Raw genomic sequence first — 21,494 nt, forward strand, 5'->3', positions numbered from 1 at the left:
GACCGGATTGGCTCGCGATCTCCATATAACCCACCCTTTGTGTGAATGACCGAAACTGGCTCGTCCCTCATGTCCGATAAGACTCCCGATCCTTCCGTTGCCGCCTTCAAGGAACAGCAGGACCGCTACCGCGATACCGTGTTCCTCCCCCGCACCGGTTTTCCGATGCGCGGCGGCCTGCCCAAGCGCGAGCCTGAAACGCTCGCCCGCTGGGCCGCGACAGGACTGGACGAAAAGATCCGCGAGGCCGGGAAGGGACGTCCCGTCTTCACGCTTCATGACGGACCGCCCTACGCCAACGGCCACATTCACATCGGACACGCCCTGAACAAGGTGATGAAGGACGTCATCAACCGTGCCCATCGCATGTCGGGGTATGAAGTCCGCTATCTTCCGGGCTGGGACTGCCACGGCCTGCCGATCGAATGGCGGATCGAGGAGCAGTATCGCAAGGCCGGCAAGGACAAGGATCAGGTGCCCCTGCTCCAGTTCCGCGCCGAATGCCGCCAGTACGCCGCCCAATGGGTGCAGAAGCAGGCCGAGGACTTCAAGCGCATTGGCGTTCAGGCCGAATGGGCAAACCGCTATGTGACGATGGACTTCAGCTCCGAAGCCAAGATCGTCGACGAAATCGGCAAGTTCCTGCTCAATGGCAGCCTCTATCGTGGCCTGCGCCCCGTCATGTGGAGCCCGGTCGAGAAGACGGCCCTGGCCGAAGCCGAGATCGAATATCACGACATCGACTCCACGACGATCTTCGTGGCCTTCCCGATCATCAAGGATCCGACGCCCGCCCACGCCCTGAACGGTGTGTCGGCCGTCATCTGGACGACCACGCCCTGGACCATTCCGGCGAACCGCGCGCTCGCCTATGGTCCGGACATCACCTATGTCGTCCTGCGCGTCGATGAGACGAACGAGAACAGCGTGGTTCCGCAGGGTGCCAAGCTGCTGGTGGCCGAGGATCGTGTGGACGCCTTCTGCACGGAGACGGGCATTACGGCGCATCACATCCTCTACACGCTGCCAGGCAACGGGCTTGAAGGCGCGGTCTGCGCTCATCCGCTGCGTGGCCGTGGCTATGAGTATGACGTGCCGATGCTGCCGGGCGATTTCGTCACGACCGATGCCGGTACGGGCCTTGTCCACATGGCGCCGTCCCACGGTCAGGACGACTTCATGCTCTGCCGTCAGTACGGCATCGAAGTCCCCGAACTTGTGCAGGACGACGGCCGCTATGCCCCGTGGGTTCCGCATCTGGCCGGCATCCACGTCTTCAAGGCGGCCGATCCGGTCTGCGACCTGCTGACCGAAGCCCGCCAGTCCGCCGAACATGACGACGCCCCCGCCACCGGCCTGATGGCCCGCGGAACGGTCCGTCATTCCTATCCGCATTCCTGGCGCTCCAAGGCGCCGATCATCTTCCGCGCCACGCCGCAGTGGTTCATCGCAATGGATGGCGAGACGAAGCTGCGCGAAAAATCCCTGAGCGCACTGGATAACGTCACCTTCGTCCCCGAAGCCGCCCGCCGTCGCCTGACCTCCATGATCGAGCAGCGCCCCGACTGGTGCATCTCCCGCCAGCGCGCCTGGGGCGTGCCGATCGCGGTTTTCGTTGAGAAGCGCACCGGTGAAGTACTGCGCGATGCGGCTGTCATGCAGCGTATTGTCGAGGCTTTTCGCGAAAAGGGAGCGGATATCTGGTACGAAGCCGACCCGTCGCTGTTCCTTGGGGAAGGCCGGAATCCCGCCGATTACGAACAGGTTTTCGACATCGTGGACGTCTGGTTCGAGAGCGGCTCCACGCATCGCTTCGATCTGGGGCAGGAAGGCCTGAACTTCCCGGCAGATCTTTATCTTGAAGGCTCCGACCAGCATCGCGGCTGGTTCCAGTCCTCCCTGCTGGAAAGCGTGGGGACGATGGGGGTCGCGCCCTACAAGGCGCTTGTGACCAACGGTTTCGTCATGGACGAGCAGGGCCGCAAAATGTCCAAGTCTCTGGGCAATGTCGTGGCGCCGTCAGACGTGACCGAAAGCCTCGGCGCCGATATCCTGCGTCTGTGGGTCCTGAACTCCGACACGAACGAAGACCTTCGCATCGGACAGGACATCCTCAAGCAGCAGGGCGAACTCTATCGCCGCCTGCGCAACACCCTGCGCTGGCTGCTCGGTGCGCTGGATGGCTTCACGCCCGAAGAAGCCGTGTCCTACGCCGATCTGCCGCCGCTGGAGCAGTACATCCTGCACCGCCTGACGGAACTGCGCGGCCTGATCGCCAGTGCGGTCGAGACGCATCAGTGGGTTGGTGTCTACCCGGCACTGCACGGCTTCTGCACCACTGATCTCTCGGCCTTCTATTTCGACATCCGCAAGGACGCGATCTACTGCGACGCCCCGTCTGACCCGACGCGCCGTGCAGCCCGCACGGTGCTGGACGCCCTGCATCGCGCGCTCTGCACTTGGCTGGCGCCCGTCCTCGTCTTCACGGCCGAGGAAGCCTGGCAGGCCCGCTTCGGCGAGGACGACAGCGTGCATCTCGCACAGTTCTTCGAACCGGAAGCTGAGTGGAACGACCCGGAACTCGGCAACCGCTGGGAAGACATCCGCGCCTATCGCCGTCTGATCACGACCGAGCTGGAAACGGCCCGCCGTGACGGCACGATCGGCTCTTCGCTCGAAGCCAGCGTTACGCTGCCACTTTCGCAGGAAGAGGCCGGGATCTTCGGCGGGCTGGACTGGGCCGAACTGCTCATCACCTCCCATGCCGAAACCGAGCTGCTGCCGGGTGACACGGCTCATGGCGGCCCGCAGGTCGAGCGTGCGCCGGGCCATAAATGTGCCCGCTGCTGGAAGGTCCTGCCTGAAGTTGGCGAGAACACCGAGCATCCGGCCCTGTGCCGTCGCTGCATCGACGTGGTGAGTGCCTGATGTCCCTGTGGCATGAGGGGATGAGCCGGACAGGCCGCATGGTTCTGGGGTTTGCCCTGCTGGTTCTGGTCCTCGTTCTGGATCAGGCCAGCAAGGACTGGATCCTCTATGTTTACCATCTGCCGGACCGGGGATCGGTCGAGATCCTGCCGTTCCTGAATTTCACGATGGTCTGGAACCATGCCGTGACGTTCGGCATGTTCGGCGGCCTCGGCAGCCGCGGGCCATGGATTTTCTGCGCGGTTTCCCTGATCGCCGTGGGGCTTCTTGTCTGGACCCTGACCCGCACGAAGCGCACGCTCGTGGCGGCGTCCTGTGGGGCGATTGCCGGTGGCGCCATCGGCAATGTCATTGACCGCCTGCGCTATGGGGCGGTTGTGGATTTCCTGCACGCCCATGCATTCGGCTGGTCATGGTATGTCTTCAATATCGCGGATTCAGGGATCGTCTGCGGCGTCATCGTCTGGCTGATCGACTCCCTGCTTGCGGAACGTCAGGCCGCTGCCAAGTGATGCGATTGCGGAACTTGTTCCAATGGCTTGCCCCCGCGTCGCGCGGACTGTAGGAGTGTTGCATCATGATCGCGTCCCAGGGGCCCTCCATGCGCCGTAACCGTCTTTCCGTTGCCCGTCTCAGTGTCCAGATGGGTGCCATGGCTTCCGTCGGCCTGCTGCTTTCGGGCTGCTCGGGCGCCGATGTCTCACGCGCGATCGGTCTCGAACGGGCCATGCCCGACGAGTACACCGTCACGACCCGCGCCCCGCTCTCCATGCCGCCTTCCGAGCAGATGCAGCTCCCCGGTGCCGCCGATGCCCATCGCCCGGACGAAAGCCCGCGGATGCAGGCACTCGAAACCCTGTCACCGGACACGGCCCTGCATCCGGATTCCGGCAAGGGCAGCACCGGCCAGACCGCACTGGTCGGACAGGTGGACAAGTCCGCCAGCGCACCGAACAACGCCGAGCTTGGCGCGGCCGATGCCGGTTTCGTGGACAACCTGATGTTCTGGAAGGGCGGCAATGCCGGTTCCGTCGTCGATGGTGACGCCGAAAACCGCCGCATCCGCGAGAACTCGGCCCTGGGCCGCAATCCCGCAACGGGTGCGACCCCGACCGTCAGAAAGAAGAAGGCCTTCCTCGGCGTTCTCTGAAGTACCCTCCGTCCCGACTGCCCCCTGATTGGGTGGACGGGACGGCCCTGTCTGCCGTCCGGCCCCTGTCCGGACGATGAGGAGGCATCGTGTCCGAGGCCCCGTCCTTTCCCCGCCCCACAATCCGTCGTCTTTCCGGCCACGTTATCGATCTGATTGCGGCTGGTGAAGTCATCGAACGTCCTGCTGCTGCTCTGAAGGAGCTGGTCGAGAACGCTATTGATGCCGGGGCAACCCGCATCGTGGTCGCCCTGCGTGCCGGCGGGACGGACCGGATCGACGTCACCGACAATGGCTGTGGCATGACCCCGGGCGAGCTGGAACTGGCCGTCGAGCGGCACTGTACCTCCAAACTTCAGGACGAACGCCTCGTCCAGATCCGTACGCTTGGCTTCCGGGGCGAGGCTCTGCCGTCCATTGGCGCCAGCGCGCGCCTGTCCATCACGTCCCGCACGCCGGAGTCCGATACCGCCTGGTGCATCCGGGTGGATGGGGGTGTCATCACGCCGCCCCAGCCTGCCTCCGGTCCGGTCGGCACGCGCATCGTTGTGACAGACCTGTTCTTTGCCACCCCGGCGCGGCGCAAGTTCCTCAAGAGTGCGCGTGTCGAAAGCAGCCATGCCGAATCCGTCATGCGTCGTCTGGCCCTGTCCGCGCCTCATTGCGCCATGCGCGTCCTGCTGGACGACAAGGTGCTGTTCGATCTGCCCGAGCAGAGCCCCATTGCTCGGGTAGCTTCCGTGCTGGACACGACGCCTGACACGCTGATCCCCCTCGACGAACAGCGCGGGGCCGTGCGTCTGTCTGGCTTCGCCTGCGGGCCGGCCCGCACCCGCGCCACCGGATCGGGACAGTTCATTCTTGTCAACAACCGCCCGGTCACGGACCCCATGCTCCGGACCGCCATCCGTGTGGCCTACCGCCCCGTGATCGAGCGTGGCCGGTTTCCGGTCATGGCGCTGCATCTGACAGTGCCGCTGGAACGCCTGGACGTGAACGTCCATCCTGCCAAGACCGAGCTGCGTTTCGCCGACGAAGCCGAAATCCGGTCTCTCGTGATTGGCGGTCTGGGCCGGGCCTTGGGTCATGGTTCGAATGGCGGTGGTGGCATTCATGCGAGCTTCGGTTCGCGGCCGTCCATCGTCTATCCGCCCCGGCCGCCGGAGCCACGGGAAGCTCCGGCTTCCATACCGCTACAGGGCAGCCTTCCGACCGGTTATGCCCCGCGATCCTCGCCTCTGCCGGGCGCCACCCCGTCTCTGGCCCGACCGGGTTTTGCGGAAACGGATCCGGCTTTCGCTCCCGCCGCCCGTGCTCCGCAGCAGCCCGAAGCGCTCGATCCTGCATTCCCGCTGGGTGCCGCCATCGCGCAGGTCTTCGATACCTATATCCTGGCCCTCGCTCCCGATGGGGACCTCGTCCTCGTGGACCAGCATGCCGCCCATGAGCGCCTGACCCATGAACGCCTGCGCGAACAGTACGCCAATGGCGGCACGCTGCGGTCGCAGGCCCTGCTCCTGCCGGAAGTGGTGGACCTGCCGCGTCGCGAGGCGGAAGCCCTCATGGCCCGGGCCGAAGACCTGTCAAAACTGGGGATCGATCTTGAATCCTTCGGCCCCGGCAGTGTTCTTTTGCGCTCTGTACCGGCCCTTCTAGGGGCTCAGGACATTCAGGGTCTCCTGAAGGATATTGCCGACGAGCTGGCCAGTGATCCGGATCTGGACGCCGCCAGTACGGGAAGTTTCTCGCATCATCTGGATGCCATTCTCGCACGCATGGCATGTCATGGCAGCATCCGTGCAGGTCGTCGCCTCAAGCCCGAGGAAATGGATGCCCTGTTGCGCGAGATGGAACTGACACCGCGTGCAAATACTTGCTCGCATGGACGGCCGACATGGCTCAAACTGACACGGCGTGAACTTGAACGTCTTTTTGGGCGCGTTAAATAACACGCAGGGTTGAAGAGCGGTTTCTTGCAACACCATGTTAGGACCAGCGGCGATCACTTTGGCGGCAGGAAAGACAACAGAATGTCAGCGTCACTAAAAGGCAGTTCCGAGGTCAGCAATGCCTCGCTCATCCACTCCCTGCGGGCCATCGTGGGCGCGCGGCACGTCCTGACGAAGCCGTCGGCGACCTACCGCTTCCGCAAGGGCTTCCGCTTCGGCATGGGTGACGTTGTTGCGGTGCTTCAGCCGGGCAGCCTGGTGGAACTGTGGCGCGCTGCAAAACTCTGTGCCGAAACGGGCCGGATCATCATCATGCAGGCCGCCAATACCGGTCTGACCGGCGGTTCCACCCCTGACGGCAACGACTATGACCGCGATGTCGTCATCATCAGCACGAACCGCCTGGACGGCATTCATCTGATCGGTGAAGGCAAGCAGGTCGTCTGCCTGCCAGGCTCTACGCTGCATGATCTGGAAGAAAAACTCGCTGCCATTGGCCGTGAACCCCATTCCGTGATTGGCTCGTCCTGTATCGGCGCCTCGGTTCTGGGCGGCGTCAGCAACAATTCCGGTGGCGCGCTGGTCCAGCGTGGACCGGCCTTCACCGAGATGGCCCTGTTCGGCCAGATGGGCGAGGACGGCAAGCTCCACCTCGTCAACCATCTGGGTATCCGTATTGAAGGTAATCCCGAGCAGGTCCTTGCCGCCGTGCAGGCCGGTCAGCTTCCGGAAAATGCCATCGACTGGAAGGCCGGTCGCGGTCATGACGAGAACTACGCCACCCATGTCCGCGACGTGGACGCCGATACTCCCGCCCGTTTCAATGCCGATCCCAACCGCTGGTACGAAGCCGCGGGCTGCGCAGGCAAGCTGGTCGTGTTTGCTGTCCGTCTCGACACGTTCGAAGCCAACAAGAATCCGGGCGTGTTCTATATCGGGACGAACAACACATCCGACCTCGAAGACCTTCGTCGCCATGTTCTGACCCATTTCGACGAGCTGCCGATCGCCGGTGAGTACCTTCACCGCGATGCGTTCAATATCGCCGAAAAATACGGCAAGGATACGTTTGCGGTCATCCGCTATTTCGGTACGAAATACCTGCCGATGTTTTTCTCCATGAAGTCCCGGTTCGACGTTTTCGCGCAGCGCCTGCCGTTCCTGTCCGATCATTTCAGCGATCTGGCGATGCAGTTCCTCAGCCGCTTCCTGCCGAAACAGCTTCCCCAGCGCATGTGTGACTACCGCGACCGCTTCGAGCATCACCTGATGCTCAAGGTCTCCGCCCACATGACCGCACCCGTCCGTGCCTATCTGGAGCAGTGGGCCTCGAGCACGGGTGGCGCCTTCTTCGAATGTACGCCGGATGAAGGCACGCGCGCCTTCCTGCACCGCTTTGCCGCAGCCGGTGCCGCTGTGCGTTACCGTGCGGTCCATACGAAAACCGCTGAAGACATCGTGGCGCTCGACGTTGCCCTGCGCCGCAACGACCGTGAGTGGTTCGAGGTCCTTCCCAAGGAGATCGAGGACCGGATCATCGTCAAACTCTATTACGGCCACTTCTTCTGCCACGTGATGCACCAGGATTACGTGATCAAGAAGGGCTACAACGCCATGAAGGTGGAGCACGACATGCTCCCCGGACTGGATGCCCGCGGGGCGCGCTATCCGGCCGAACACAATGTCGGGCATCTCTACAAGGCGCCCGAGGAAATGGTCGAGCATTACCGCAGCCTTGATCCCTGCAACTGCTTCAACCCCGGCATTGGTCTGGCGACGAAGAAGCGGAACTGGGTTGCCGAGAGCGTCTGACGCGCTCCCGGTTCTCTTTCAGAATGCGGCGGTCAGGCTCATGTTGAAGGACCGCCCCATTCCGGGCAACGGCCCCAGAATACCCGTGGCGTCATAGTCACCCAGTGAGAGGCCGCCGAGCGGCAGGTAGTATCTCTGGTTCAGCACGTTCGCCAGTTCGGCATTGAGCGTGAAATACCGCCAGCGATAGCTCCCCCCAAGCCCCAGCAGCGCATAGCCCGGCGTGCGGAGCTCGTTGCGCAGCCAGTCCACCGTGTCCTTGGACTTTACGAGCGTCACTTCGACGCGCCCAGTCCAGTTCTCATAGGTCTCGTGCAGCCCGATCACGCCATTTGCCGGCATCTGGTGATACAGGCCCGAATGTGTCACCAGATCCACGCCGCGGACCCAGTTGATGTTTCCGACAAGCTCGCCCCGTCCGTAGGCATGTCTGTCCCACAGGCGCACCGAGCCTGAGGCGTTGATGCCATAGCTCTGGACGTTGTGGTTGACGAAACCCAGCATCGACAGCCCGTTCGAGAAGCTGCCCAGGCGCCGGACGTTAATGTAGTTGTGTGTGTAGGTGTAAAACGGCTGGATTTTCAGGTCCCAGCGCTGCGTCGGGTTGGGGTCATGCCAGTCCACCGTCACGCTGGCCGTATTGGCGACTTCGGGCGACAGGTTCAGGTTCCCCACATAGCCGTTGCCATCGCCAAACCAGCCGATCATGCGCGTCGCCATGCTGCCCATACCCCAGGCATAGCGCTCATACAGGTTCGGCGAGCGCGTCTTGCGGGCATAGCCGCCCTCAATGGACAGGCTGTCCAGCGGCTTCCATCGCCCCGTTGCCGTGACATCGAAATTGACGTCCGTCCGGCCGCGTGACGCCTTGTTGAACGTCTCGGCTGCGGCCGCATCCGCCATCGACATCATGCTGCTCCAGGAATAGGGGGCGACCTTCCTCGTATTCATCATCACCACATCATTGCGGAACCCGAGCTGCGTGGAAAAGCGTGGCAGCCACTGCGCATCCCATTCCACGAAATGGCCCAGCCGGTCCCGATGGCCGTTATTGATGTTGTGATAGGTGCCGGGCCCCATCATCGTGCTGCCCTGCAAAGGCGGCCACCAGTCGTTCAGCCCGTTATGATCGAAAGAACTGCCCAGCTTCAGCGTATGCTTCAGCCCGAGCGGAATGGTCGCCTTGATCGCATAGGCAGCCGTCCGCGCATCCGTGTTCATCGGCATACCCGTGGTGGCACTGTGGCCGCCTTTGTCCGAGAGCATGTCCATGACATGCGTCACCCGCTGCCAGGACCCGCGCACATCCAGGGTGCCCCAGTTGAAGTCGCCCTTGTACTTGCCGTTCACGAAGGTCGAACGGTTGTTCGTCATGTCCATGTACTGGTTGGGAAAGCCCTCATACGGGATGTCCTGCTGACCGAACGTCAGGGCCAGCAGATGATTGGCTTTCTTCACGCCCAGCGTCACCGCATGGTTGAAGCTCAGGTAATCCGTGGAGCGCACGCGCTGCCCGTTTCCGCCGGCCTGATAGTCGCTGGCATGGGAGTAGGACGCCGTATAGCGCAGGCTGAACATGTCATTGGCGACCTTCAGGGATCCGGAAGCGCCGGAGCCGCCGCCATTGCTGCGATAGTCGCCGCGCACATGTCCCGTTACGAGGATATTGCCTGTCTTGGCAAACAGCGGGTCTTTCCGCTCGATTTCCACGGTGCCGCCGATGCTGTCTCCGCCCAGACTGACCGGCGTGATGCCGGCGATTGCCACGGCGCGGGATACGCTGTCCGGATCGACATAGGACATGGCCGGGTTCATGTGGTTCGGGCAGGCCGCATCGATCCGCATCCCGTCCACGAGTGTCGCCACCCGGTCATCGGCCATGCCGTTCAGGACGGGCAGGGCGGAAACACCCCCTGCGGAATAGGTGCTGTAGCCCAGTGCATGATCCAGAAGATGCGCCGTATCCGCGCTGGTCGTCCGGGGCTGGCGCACACCGTTGACGGTCAGATGTTCGGTTTTGCCAGCTTCGACGGAGTCCGGCTGGGACAGGATTTCCTGAGCAGAGGCCCCTGAAAAGGCGCTCAGGGTCAAAATGATGGCCGCCAGGTACGGGCGCACGTGAGGTGCACCGCCTGCGCGGGCGCTGAAAAAGGGGAGCATGATCCGCATCCTCGACTGGTCTGAAATCCAGTCACGGCGAATCACGTCCTGAAGAGCTGCCCGAAACGGGCAGACCGCAGGAAGTTCCGTCCTCCGCCATGACCACGATGGGGGTCAGACGAAGCGAGGTGGTCCCCGGGACGGCGGAAGCAGACGCCAGATTGCAGGTGGCGCGCGTGGTGTGCCCGGGTGTTGCCGGATCTGACGTCCTGTGGACCCACAGGCGGGCACGAGCGGCAGACTGGCGAGGATGACCGCCAGCAGTTGCAACAGCGGACAGAGCGGGCAGGTGCCGTCATGGGAATGGTGATGATGATGTTGCCCGGCCGTCATTCCGGGCATAGGGCCCGCCATCCCCATGGGTGACGGTGCAATGTCGATCCCCGTCAGGCGCTCGATCGTCGCCCGCGGACTTTCTTCGGGATAGGCACATCCCTGAAGGACCAGCTGCCCCAGAAATCCCAGAAGAACCACGGCGATGACTGCAAGCGCAGACAGACCGGACCGTTGGTTCGAGGAGGGAAAGAGGCGGGACATGACGTCCGCATCTGGCGCGCGTGTCGCAGGCCGGTCAAGGGAGCGAAATACGGCCCATCCCTATATTTCTGTCAGTTTTCAGCCGATTATTGCTCAGGCGGGATCAGTGGAGCGGCTTCTGGCGCCCTGTCAGGACATTCCCGGCCGATGCCGCCGCGATGCACAGAACGCCCATCCAGCGCATGATGGACAGCGCCTCATGCAGGAAAATGAATCCTGAAAGCGCACCCAGCATCGGCTCCATGCTCAGCAGGATTCCCAGCTCGCGCGGGTTCAGGGTCCGCATCGCCATCATGTCTAGAATATAGGGCACGGCCGAGGAGAGGACAGCGACGCTCAGCGCGGCTCCCCCCTGCCAGGGATGGCTCAGAACCGTCGGAATCGTCGGGATCAGGCAGGGCAAGAGCAGGATACCGGCCGTGCTCATGCCCAGAGTGGTGGCGACGGGGGCGGGGAACATCTTGCCCATGCGTGTGCCGGTCAGGATATAGACCACCCAGCCACACCCGCTCAGCAGGGCCGCGGCCACGCCGAACAGGTTGAGTGACGACAGGCCAATCGTCGCTCCCTCGGGCCGCAGCAGAAGGAAAAGCCCCAGAACCACAAGCCCTGCCCAGCACAGATCCAGCCATCGGCGGGATCCAACCAGTGCCAGCGTCAGAGGGCCGGTGAACTCGAGGGCGACAACAACGCCCAGCGGCAGCCGGACCAGTGCCACATAGAAGCAGAAGTTCATGACCGCGACAGCGGCGCCATAGGGCAGTAGTAGTTTCAGCCGTTCGACTGTCAGCGAACCGCGTGTCGGCCGCCAGATGCACAGCAGGATCACGGCCGCCAGACACACGCGCAGTCCCACCATGCCGGTCGGACCGAACAGGGGAAACAGCCCCTTTGCCAGCGTTGCGCCGATCTGAAAGGAGGAAATCCCTCCGATCAGACATCCGACGGCCTTGAGCTGGCTATGAGACTCCGTGGTACTGGCCGGTGACGACACGCTCAGACGTCGAGCTCGTCAACGGATCGGGCATGTTCCTGAATAAAGCGGAAGCGCAACTCCGGCTTGCGGCCCATGAGGCTCTCGACACGCTCGCTGGTTGCCAGGCGGTCTTCGGCCGGGGTGATGACCCGTAGAAGCGTGCGCCGGGCTGGATCCATGGTCGTTTCCTTGAGATCCTTCACCGGCATCTCACCCAGGCCCTTGAACCGGGAGACCTCGACCTTTGCATTTGGCTTGAAGTCGGCCTTGATGCGACGGACGCGGTCCTGATCGTCCATCGCATAGACCGTCTTGGGCCCATGCGTGATGCGATAGAGCGGCGGCTGCGCCAGATGTAGATGTCCGTGCCGGATCAGCTCCGGCATCTCGCGATAGAAGAACGTCATCAGCAGCGAGGCGATATGCGCCCCGTCCACGTCGGCATCCGTCATGATGATGACACGCCCGTAGCGCAGGCGGCTGATATCGAACGACGCCCCGATGCCGCAGCCCAGAGCCTCGGTCAGGTCCCGAAGCTCCTGATTGGCCCGCAGCTTGTCCGTTGTCGCAGATGCCACGTTGAGGATCTTCCCTCGCAGCGGCAGCACGGCCTGCGTCTCGCGGTCACGGGCCTGACGTGCCGAACCACCAGCCGATTCGCCCTCCACGAGGAACAGCTCCGTTTCCGCCGCATTTTCACGCGTGCAGTCCGTCAGCTTGCCCGGCAGACGCAGCTTGCGCGTCGCGCTTTTGCGGGCCGTGTCCTTGACTTCACGACGGCGCAGCCGCTCTTCCGCCCGCTCGACCATGAAGGCCAGCAGGGTGTCGGCCTGTTGCGGGTTGCCGCCCAGCCAGTGATCCACACGGTCACGCAGCGCGCCTTCAACCAACCGCGAGGCTTCCTGAGAAGTCAGCTTGTCCTTGGTCTGGCCCTGGAACTGCGGATCACGGATGAAGACCGAAAGCTTGGCGGCAACGGAGCCGAGCACATCCTCGGCCGAGATCGCCGCAGCCCGCTTGACCTTGCGCTGGACGCCCCAGGCGCGAAGCCCTTTGACCAGAGCGGCCCGGAACCCGGCCTCATGTGTTCCGCCCTGAGGCGTGGGAATCGTATTACAGAACGAGGAGAGCGACGCCGTACCGCTCTCCAGAAACGCCACGGCCCATTCCACGCGGCCGCCCGTGCGGCCATCTGCCGCAATCGGCAGCTCGACGTCGCCGGCCCAGATCGGCGTCAGCAGATCCGGATCAGGCCCGAGTTCCGCTGAGAGGGCGTCTTCCAGACCGTTGGGGAACTGAATGGTGGCTTCAACCGGCGTCTCGTCTCCGGCCTTGATGAAAGACGGCTCACATTTCCACTGGATCGTCACCCCCCGGAACAGCGCGGCCTTGGAGCAGCACATCCGGTAGAGGCGCGCAGGGGAGAAATGATGATTGCCGAAGATTTCGGGGTCGGGCGTGAAACGCACCGTCGTGCCGCGACGGTTGGGCGCATTGCCGACTTCCGCCAATGGCGCCAGCGAGACACCGCGCACGAAGTCCTGCCGGTACAGTGTCCGGTCTCGCGCGACCTCGACTTCCAGCTTCTCGGACAGCGCATTAACGACCGAACTGCCGACGCCGTGCAGACCGCCGGAGGTGTCATAGGCTTTGCCGGAGAACTTTCCGCCCGCATGGAGCGTGGTGAAAATCACCTCAAGCGCGGATTTCTCGGGAAATTTCGGATGGGGATCGGTCGGGATGCCCCGGCCATTGTCGCGCACCATGAGCGTGCGCGGGCCTTCCAGCCGGACGTCGATGGTCGTGGCGTGCCCTGCCACCGCCTCATCCATCGCGTTATCAAGGATCTCGGAGGCCAGATGATGATATGCGGTATCATCCGTGCCGCCGATATACATGCCCGGACGGCGCCGGACGGGCTCAAGCCCTTCCAGCACCTCGATGTCGTGGGCGCCATATTCCGTGTCGACCGTGCCCTTGCGGGCGCCGCCGGTCCGGGTTTTGCCTGTCTTTCCTGACTCGAACAGATCGCTCATGTCTGCGTTGTCGCCGTCCCGTCACGGAACGTCAAGCGAACGCTTCGCGACAGGATCAGAGATTGGCTCAGGCGCGGTTCGTGTGGCGGATGGCTGCCCGCTTCGTCACGCCCTTGCGGGAGTGGCGGTCAATGGTCGCCGGAGCTTCGCAGCTTTCATAGGAGGCCGGCTGGGCCACGTCTTTGGCTTCGGCGTAATGCGCCAGATCGGATGCGGATTCCAGAGCGTCGATCTCGTCGAACATCGCCTCGCGCTGCTGGCAGAAAACCGTACCGGACTTCAGTCCACCCAGTGACTGGATGTCGGCCAGCTGCGTGATGTAATCGTCATGTTCGACCTGCGCACGACGACCATAGGTCGTGTGGAAATAGCTGTTCAGACGCTCGTCCGCATTCAGCAGGGCCGGGCGGAACTTGCTGACGAAAGCGTTATAACGGTCCTGCGCCTTGCACGACAGCGCCGTCACCATCAGCTCGGATTTCAGGCCAGCCACATCGAAGGCTTCGTGAGCGGGCGAATTGCCACAATCCGCAGCGCGGGCGGACAGGGGATGAACGGCAGCAAGCGTAGCGCAGGAAAGCCCGACAGCAAGCAGGCTCTTGAAGGAACGACGGAAGATCGACGGCATTGACAGACTCCACAAGACCGGATCGACCGGCCACAACCACTGGAACAGACTACCCGCGGTCGACCCCCTGCGAAAGCTGATTCTGCGTCTGAGGAACGTGCGGCAAGCCCTTAATCCGAAACATGATTTCGTGGCAGAAAATTGGCGCATACCCTCTCAACACCAATTTATCCGCCATCAGGCATAAAATACCGTCAAAATGGCCGCTGTCCCTTCACGCAGTCTTTCGCCCCGTGCTGTCCTGTTCTACATCCGAACGTCTGTCCGCCGTGAAAACGCGGCATGTCCAGTCACGATGCGTTGGAGTTGACCGTGCGTCTGCGAGGTTCTGCCATTACCCTGGGTTCGGCACTTGCCGTATCCCTGCTTCTCTCCGGTTGTGCCCAGCAGCCGATCGTCCAGCGTTCCGTGGCTCCGAATCCCTTCGGCTATCAGCGGACCTCCGCTGTCTGCCACGTCTCCGCCGTCAAGAAGGCCGCTGACGGCACGATGAGCGTGGACATGACTGTCCGTAGCGATGACGGACTGTGCTCCATCGCCATCCAGAAGCCGATGGGTGGCAACTATGCATCCTTCGGCGTCAATCCGCCGCCGGCTCACGGCAAGGCCTTCCTCTACAATTATGATGGCAAGACCTATGTGGATTACACGCCGGCCACGGCTTACGCCGGAACGGATTCGTTCACGGCCGAGCTGATCCCCGGTGGTGGCCAGAAGCGCGAGCATCTGACGATCCACGCCACGGTGGATGCAACAGGCGTCGTTGTCGCCAAGCCGCCCGCAGTCGTCGCTCCGACGCCCGCGAAGACGACGGCCAAGAAAGCCACCGTCCGCCACACGGTGCGCCGCAAGAAGTAAGTCTTTTCCATCACGTCGATGGGTCTGAAGGGGCGGGGAGGTTTCTCCCCGCCCTTTTTTATGTCGGAAGGGCGTAGGACAGACGTAAAAAAACCGGCGACCTCGTGAGAAGCCGCCGGCTGACCGGGAAGCCGCGTCTGTTCGCAGACCTTACTTGAAATCGATTTCCACGCGGCGGTTCTGGGGCTCGCGGGTATTGGCAGCGGTGACCACAAGCGGGTGGCTCTCGCCGAAGCCCTGCGTCGTGATTAGCCCGGCAGCCACGCCGTCACGGACCAGCTCTTCCTTGACCGTGTTCGCACGACGCTGCGAGAGCGCCATGTTGTAGGCCTCGCCACGATGTCCCGGGTGGGCGGCGGACGTGTCGGTATAGCCACTGACCTCGATATGCGTGACTTGCACGGAGGTGGAGTTGCGGGCTGCGGCGGCCACAACGGCTTTGGCGCGCGTGCTCAACTCAGCCGAATCCCAGTCGAAGAACACCAGATAGGTGCGGGTGGGGGCCGGGCCCGGGATCGGCCTGGGAGCCGCAACCGGCTTCGGCGGCGGGGGAGCCGGATTGAACTCGTAGCGCAGCCCCAGCATCAGCGAATGGTTGAAGTCCGTGCGGGTATCGCGGTTGCCACTGGACACCCCGAATTCCTTGGTCTTGTCCCAGCCGCCATAGATTCCGGTTGCCGTGGCATGGTGCCCGTTCGGACCCATCAGCGTATAGAAGCGGTACTCGGCGGTGGCGGACAGACCCACAACCCAGGGAACAGGGAAGGATAGGCCGAAGATGCCCTGATAGGCGAAGTTCCCAGTCGTGCCGCCCACATGCTGGTCAAAGGCGCCGTTCGGGGCATGAACATAGGTGTTCATGGCCTGCCAGCCATAGCCGATACCGGCGCCGAAATACGGGAAGACCCAGGACTTGCCGATATCCATGTCGAACAGGGCATTGGCCATGACGCCATAGCCCTGCTGACGGCCACCGACGGAAGACGGGAAGGTGCTGGAGCGGAACTGCTGCAGACGGTTGTTGCGGTAGTTGCCCTCGACCTCGACGCGGAATCCGTTACCGAGTCCGTAGCCGAGGCTGCCAATACCGGTCACACCGGCCTGGTAATGGTCACGTCCGCTCGGAAAGACCGGGGACAGGCGCGCGGTCTGGTCCTGGTTGAAGCTGGCGCCGCCTTCACCTGCAATATACAGGCCTTTGACGGGCTGTGCGGTTGCGGCACCCATGACGAGCATCGAAACGCCTGCAGTGAACCCGGCACGGGTAAGCCAGGTCCTGACAACGGATCGTTGCGTCATGTCATTTCTCTCCAACCAGACAAATCTGCCAACCTTATCTGCGTGTGTTCTTGCTGAAAGCTCGGACGATGGCAACGCATCACACAGCACAATGCCGCATCATGCGGTTTTCTGTATGGCAGGTTCGCCATGTGCTGTGTCTTCACTCCCACAGTTTACGCCTCTTCGTCCAGATCGAGTCGTCGCGAGCCGAGGGTGCGCTCTATGGGCTGGGACACGTCCCGCATCTCCAGTTCGATGATCCACAGGTCGGGATCATATTTCTTCTGCCGCTCCAGATAGGCGTCCACGCCTGCCGGATCGGTGGCATCAACGCGGGCCCACCCGTTTCCGTCTTCGCGCAGGACGCCGGTTCCACCCGAGCGGTCTGTCAGGACGATCAGGACCGCTCCGGCGTCCTCGTCGCCTTTCTTCAGGACCATGGCCGAGGTTCCGTCCGAGGAAATACGGCGCAGGACAGCCCGTACCCAGAGTCCCGTTTTCAATCGTGCGCCCATGACTGTTTCCGTTCGTCCTGCAAAGTTAGTGGATGGGCGCGCTGTTCTCATCAGGAACAGACTCCAGCGCCGCCCTGTAGGCGGCAGGGGAGGACAGCAGCACCCTGGCGGCGTCCATATCGGCATCCGAGCCGATAGCGGCCGGGCAATGTTTCCGGATATCGAGGATTTTCGTCACCGGAACCGGATAGCGGGCCGCGCGTGCCATCTGCACGGCCTCGCCCTGCAGGGTGTTTCCCTGCTTCAGGGCGGAGAGCTGGGCCTGAAGGGACTCGGCACCAAGCGATGTGCAGACCTGCGGCATGACGCCCAGACCCTGGATGGGCCAGCCGAGCGGGGCCTGATTGCGACTCCACGTCACGAACAGCTCCCCGCCGTTCGGCATCTGTCCGATCACCTGCACGAGTCCCTTGCCGAGCGTCTCGCTCCCGATCACGACGGCGCGCCGGTGATCGGCCAGCGCGGAGGCCAGGATTTCAGCCGCGCTGGCCGTCCGTCCGTCCACGAGAATCACCACCGGCGTGCCATTGGTCATGTCGCCACCCTGAACGGCCCAGATATGGTTGGCCAGAGGGTTCCGGCCATGCGTGGTCACGGCCACGCCATGATCCAGCAGCAGGGCCGCAGTGGTGACGGCCTGCTGAAGGACGCCGCCGCGATCACCACGCAGGTCGAGAATAATCCCCGCGGTCTTGTTTTTGCTGGCAGAAGGAGCAGGCGTATCCGGTGTCGGTTCGTCCACGACCTGATCGATATACTGGCTGATCTCTTCTGCGGTCTGGGTCGAAAAGGACGTGACGCGGAGAACGGTGAAAGGCCCGTCCGTCGAGGCAAATACGGTTTCAGGCGGAACCTGTGTCCGTTCCAGCCGCAGCGTCGTAGTCCGATGGCCTTTTGCGGCGATCCCCAGTGTGACGGAGGTATGCTCGTCCCCCTCCAGCCAGCCCTGAACCGTGGTGACATCCTGACCACGCGTCGACCGGCCGTTGACGGAGACCAGACGCTCGCCCGTATCCACGCCGGCTTCCCAGGCGGGGCCGTTGGCGTTGACGGCCGTAATCATGATCATGCGGCCGCTCTGGCCCAGACTCAGCCCCACCGTTCCCGTATTGCCGGTCCGCCGCGTGCGGTCCGAACTGGCGGGAGAAGGACCGAGATACCGGGAATAGGGGTCAAGATGATTGAAAAGTTCGTCGAAAAAGCCCTGCAGAAGCGCGTCTGATCCGGCCTCCCGCAGCGTTGCGGAGTGCTGCCAGGCGGCCTGCATGGCTGCTGTGACCAGATCGGCCCATGCCCCGTTGCTGTCCGAGGCCGGCATGATCCGGCTGAACACAACCGTCTGCCCCTGAAGGACATTCAGTATTGTGGGGCCCTGCGCAGATGCATCGCCAGAGGTCTTTTCCGCCGCCATTGCCCCACCAGGAGAGGGCGCCGGTCCCGACACTTCCGGGCGCGTTTCCGTGACGGAAAGGGTCGGGTCGATGGCCGTCAGCCCGTCCAGTCCCCACAGGCAGAAATCCCGGGCGGAATGCGCCTCGAGAGTGCGGGGTTCCAGAAAGCCAAGGGCTGCAACCAGCACTTCGCGTGTCAGGGAAACTGAAAGTGCTGGCTGCGGTACGGGCGACGCAGCGGAGATGGCGGGAGCTGCCTGTCCTGCGGTTCCGGCTGTATCTGCGGGTGTCTGTGCCTTTGCGGGTCCTGTCGGAGCGATCAGGATGAACATGCAGAACGCCAGACAGAGAGCCGGGCGACATGCCGCCTCGCGGCTGCGCGGCATGAAATGGATCATAGGGCGGACGGCATGACGCAAGACGGGGTCCTTGGAGACGGGACGGCAAAGAAGGCTGCTCCCCGTAAGGCGACCACGCCACAAACTTCAGCCACGGTAAAGACTTGCCAGACCGAATGTGGGGTCGGCAGTGCCGTCAGGCAACACTGTCGACCCGATCTGTTTTCAGCCTTCCGACGACGTGTCGGAAACAGTCTTACGCTTCCGCGGCGTTGTGGTTTTCGTCTTTGTGGCGGATTTGGCCGGGCTACGCTTTGTTACCTTCTTCGGGGCCGTCTCATCCCCTTCCGCAGCCGCAACGTTTTTTTTCGCCTTTGCTGCTTTCGGAGCCGCTTTTTTCGCGGAAGTTTTTTTTGCGCCACCTTTCAGTGGCTTGCCCTTCTCCGCCAGAAGCGCCACGGCCTCATCCAGCGTGACCTCATCCATATCCTGCCCCTTCGGCAGGTTGGCAATCAGCTGGCCATGCTGCGCGTACGGGCCAAACCGTCCCTTGCGGATCATGACCGGTTCGCCGTCTTTCGGGTGCGGCCCCAGATTGCGGATGGAGGCCAGTTTCTTGGCCAGCGCATCCACGGCACGGTTCAGCCCGACAGTCAGGACGTCATCATCCTTGTCGAGCGTGCCATAGATGGCGCCCATCTTCACATAGGGTCCGAAGCGCCCCAGACCGGCCTCGATCTTCTCGCCTGTTTCAGGGTGAAGTCCGACCAGACGCGGCAGGGACAGCAGACCCAGCGCCTGTTCCAGCGTCATGGTATTGCCGTCGAGACCCTTGGGGATGGTCGTCCGCTTGGGCTTGGCCTTCTTGTCTTCGGGGTTCGGCTCTCCGCGCTGGATATACAGACCGTAAGGCCCGCGGCGGATCGTGACGTCCTCGCCGGTCTCCGGATCCTGCCCCAGAACCTTCGGGCCATCATTCAGCCCTTCGGTATCGCCTTCCTCGGCCACCAGACGGCGGGTGAACTGGCAGGTCGGGTAGTTCGAACAGCCGATGAAGGCGCCGAACTTGCCCAGCCGCAGACCCAGTCGCCCGGTTCCGCAGGATGTGCAGACACGCGGATCGGCGCCATCGGGACGTGGCGGGAAGAAATGCGGTCCAAGATCCTCGTCCAGCGCGTCGATGACGTCCGAGATCTTCAGATCCTTGGTCTGTGCCACGGCAGCCGAGAAATCATGCCAGAACGCGGCCATGACATCATGCCAATCGGCCCGGCCGCCTGAAATGTCATCGAGCTGCTCTTCAAGCGAGGCCGTGAAGCCCGTATCGACATACCGCTCGAAGAACGACGTCAGAAACGCCGTGACCAGACGGCCGCGATCTTCGGGAACGAAACGCCGTGCGTCCAGACGCACATAGTTGCGGTCCCGCAGCACGCCGAGAATGGACGCATAAGTCGAGGGACGGCCAATGCCGATCTCTTCCATTTTCTTGACGAGCGAGGCTTCCGAATAGCGCGGCGGCGGCTGGGTGAAGTGCTGTTCGGCTTCCACAGCCCCCGTCGTCAGGCGATCGCCTTCCTTCATGGGGGGCAGAAGCTTGCCGTCCTCGTCCTCGGCCTTCGTGTCGTCACGGCCTTCGATATAGAGCTTGAGGAAGCCGTCGAACGCGATGGTCGAACCCGTGGCGCGCAGAAGCGTCTGGCCGCTCGCGTCCGCCAGCGTTACTGCCACCTGATCCAGTTCGGCTGACTGCATCTGCGAGGCGACGGAACGCTTCCAGATCAGTTCGTAAAGCTTCTTCTGTTCCGGCGTCAGGGCATGGGCGACCTGCTGCGGTGTCAGGAAGACGTCCGTCGGGCGGATGGCCTCATGGGCCTCCTGCGCATTCTTGGCCTTGGTCGAATAGCTGCGCGGATAATCCGGCACATACTCGTCTCCGAACGCCTTGCCGATATGCCCGCGGATGGACCCGATGGCTTCCTTGGCCATCGTCACGCCATCGGTTCGCATATAGGTGATCAGACCGGTGGTCTCGCCACGCAGATCCACACCTTCATAAAGCTGCTGGGCCGTCCGCATCGTGGTCTGCGCGCTCATGCCGAGCTTGCGTGAGGCTTCCTGCTGCAGGGTGGACGTCGTGAACGGCGGCGGCGGGTTGCGCTTGGTGCGCTTGCGCTCGACGGAGCGGACCGTGAACTGTCCACCCAGAACGGTATCGCGCGCGCCGAAAGCCAGCTGCTCGTTGTTCAGGTCAAACTGGTCGAGCTTCTCGCTCTTCAGATGCGTCAGCCGTGCCTGAAATGCCGCTTTGCCCGGCGTCGTGAAGCCGCCGGTGACGGTCCAGTATTCCTTGGGGCGGAACACCTCGATTTCGGCTTCGCGCTCACAGATCAGGCGGAGAGCAACGGACTGCACACGCCCGGCACTCCGGCTGCCCGGCAGCTTGCGCCACAGGACGGGAGACAGCGTGAAGCCCACCAGATAATCCAGCGCGCGCCGGGCCAGGTAGGCGTCGATCAGCGGACGGTCCAGCTCACGCGGAGCGGCCATCGCAGCCGTGACGGCTGATTTGGTGATTTCGTTGAAGGTGACGCGATGGACGTCGACGTTCTTCAGAAGCTTCTTTTCTTCCAGAACGCTGCGGACATGCCAGGAAATCGCTTCGCCTTCGCGATCCGGGTCAGTGGCGAGGTAAAGGTTCTTCGCCCCCTTCAGCGCCTTGGTGATGGCGGAAATCTGCTTGGCACCGCGCTCGTCCGTCTGCCAGCTCATGGCAAAGTTCTCGTCCGGGCGCACGCTGCCGTCCTTGGGCGGCAGATCCCGCACATGGCCGAACGAAGCGAGCACGGTATATCCGCTTCCCAGATACTTGTTGATCGTCTTGGCCTTTGCCGGGCTCTCGACCACCACAACGTCCGTCATCGCCACTCCGGTA

The 21,494-nt window shown here is 62.9% G+C and carries 15 protein-coding genes; 6 read left to right on the forward strand and 9 right to left on the reverse strand.

All coding sequences use genetic code 11. The features are described from left to right. Positions 1-69: 69 nt before the first annotated feature. The 5 genes from ileS (at position 70) to dld (ending at position 7,839) form a co-directional block, all read left to right on the forward strand. On the forward strand, positions 70-2,928 hold the full coding sequence (ileS, locus tag GOX01_RS09245; RefSeq protein ID WP_024717035.1) for an isoleucine--tRNA ligase: 2,859 nt from the start codon (positions 70-72) through the stop codon (positions 2,926-2,928). Next, positions 2,928-3,440 (forward strand): signal peptidase II, encoded by a 513-nt coding sequence (gene lspA / locus GOX01_RS09250; protein ID WP_011252803.1) that lies wholly within the window; start codon positions 2,928-2,930, stop codon positions 3,438-3,440. The genes ileS and lspA overlap by 1 nt, the downstream gene beginning before the upstream one ends. A 65-nt stretch (positions 3,441-3,505) precedes the next feature. After that, positions 3,506-4,078, forward strand: coding sequence for a DUF3035 domain-containing protein (locus tag GOX01_RS09255; RefSeq protein ID WP_011252804.1), 573 nt, complete (start codon positions 3,506-3,508; stop codon positions 4,076-4,078). 89 nt (positions 4,079-4,167) lie between these two features. After that, positions 4,168-6,027 (forward strand): DNA mismatch repair endonuclease MutL, encoded by a 1,860-nt coding sequence (gene mutL / locus GOX01_RS09260; RefSeq protein WP_011252805.1) that lies wholly within the window; start codon positions 4,168-4,170, stop codon positions 6,025-6,027. A gap of 81 nt (positions 6,028-6,108) precedes the next feature. Continuing rightward, entirely contained in the window at positions 6,109-7,839 is a 1,731-nt protein-coding gene (dld, locus tag GOX01_RS09265; protein WP_011252806.1) for a D-lactate dehydrogenase, read from the forward strand. An 18-nt stretch (positions 7,840-7,857) separates the two neighbouring features. Here the strand turns inward: dld and GOX01_RS09270 are convergent, their stop codons facing one another. The 5 genes from GOX01_RS09270 to GOX01_RS09290 all read right to left on the reverse strand — a co-directional run bounded on the left by GOX01_RS09270 (position 7,858) and on the right by GOX01_RS09290 (position 14,176). After that, positions 7,858-9,999 carry a TonB-dependent receptor gene (locus GOX01_RS09270; RefSeq protein ID WP_131973878.1) on the reverse strand — a complete coding sequence of 714 codons (2,142 nt, stop codon included), beginning with the start codon at positions 9,997-9,999 and terminating at the stop codon, positions 7,858-7,860. A gap of 114 nt (positions 10,000-10,113) precedes the next feature. Next, a complete protein-coding gene (locus GOX01_RS09275; protein ID WP_011252808.1) occupies positions 10,114-10,536 on the reverse strand; it encodes a DUF2946 family protein in 423 nt (140 codons plus the stop codon). A gap of 103 nt (positions 10,537-10,639) precedes the next feature. Beyond that, entirely contained in the window at positions 10,640-11,530 is an 891-nt protein-coding gene (locus GOX01_RS09280; RefSeq protein WP_011252809.1) for an EamA family transporter, read from the reverse strand. Between the two features lie 2 nt (positions 11,531-11,532). After that, a complete protein-coding gene (parE, locus tag GOX01_RS09285; RefSeq protein WP_011252810.1) occupies positions 11,533-13,548 on the reverse strand; it encodes a DNA topoisomerase IV subunit B in 2,016 nt (671 codons plus the stop codon). Positions 13,549-13,615: 67 nt separating this feature from the next. Continuing rightward, a complete protein-coding gene (locus tag GOX01_RS09290; RefSeq protein WP_011252811.1) occupies positions 13,616-14,176 on the reverse strand; it encodes a hypothetical protein in 561 nt (186 codons plus the stop codon). 312 nt (positions 14,177-14,488) lie between these two features. On the opposite strand from GOX01_RS09290, the gene GOX01_RS09295 reads away from it, so the two are divergent. After that, complete coding sequence (locus GOX01_RS09295) at positions 14,489-15,034, forward strand: hypothetical protein (protein WP_024717037.1); 546 nt, start codon at positions 14,489-14,491, stop codon at positions 15,032-15,034. A gap of 150 nt (positions 15,035-15,184) precedes the next feature. Here GOX01_RS09295 and GOX01_RS09300 read toward each other — a convergent pair whose 3' ends face one another. The 4 genes from GOX01_RS09300 to topA all read right to left on the reverse strand — a co-directional run bounded on the left by GOX01_RS09300 (position 15,185) and on the right by topA (position 21,481). Further along, entirely contained in the window at positions 15,185-16,333 is a 1,149-nt protein-coding gene (locus GOX01_RS09300) for an OmpA family protein (RefSeq protein ID WP_024717038.1), read from the reverse strand. 155 nt (positions 16,334-16,488) lie between these two features. Beyond that, positions 16,489-16,830: a DUF1491 family protein gene (locus GOX01_RS09305; RefSeq protein WP_011252814.1), complete on the reverse strand. Its 342-nt coding sequence runs from the start codon at positions 16,828-16,830 to the stop codon at positions 16,489-16,491. A 25-nt stretch (positions 16,831-16,855) separates the two neighbouring features. Next, positions 16,856-18,607: a S41 family peptidase gene (locus GOX01_RS09310; protein ID WP_172952926.1), complete on the reverse strand. Its 1,752-nt coding sequence runs from the start codon at positions 18,605-18,607 to the stop codon at positions 16,856-16,858. A 177-nt stretch (positions 18,608-18,784) separates the two neighbouring features. Next, a complete protein-coding gene (gene topA, locus GOX01_RS09315) occupies positions 18,785-21,481 on the reverse strand; it encodes a type I DNA topoisomerase (RefSeq protein WP_011252816.1) in 2,697 nt (898 codons plus the stop codon). Between the last annotated feature and the right edge of the window lie 13 nt (positions 21,482-21,494).

The organism is Gluconobacter oxydans, from assembly GCF_006539685.1.
Classification (GTDB): domain Bacteria; phylum Pseudomonadota; class Alphaproteobacteria; order Acetobacterales; family Acetobacteraceae; genus Gluconobacter; species Gluconobacter oxydans.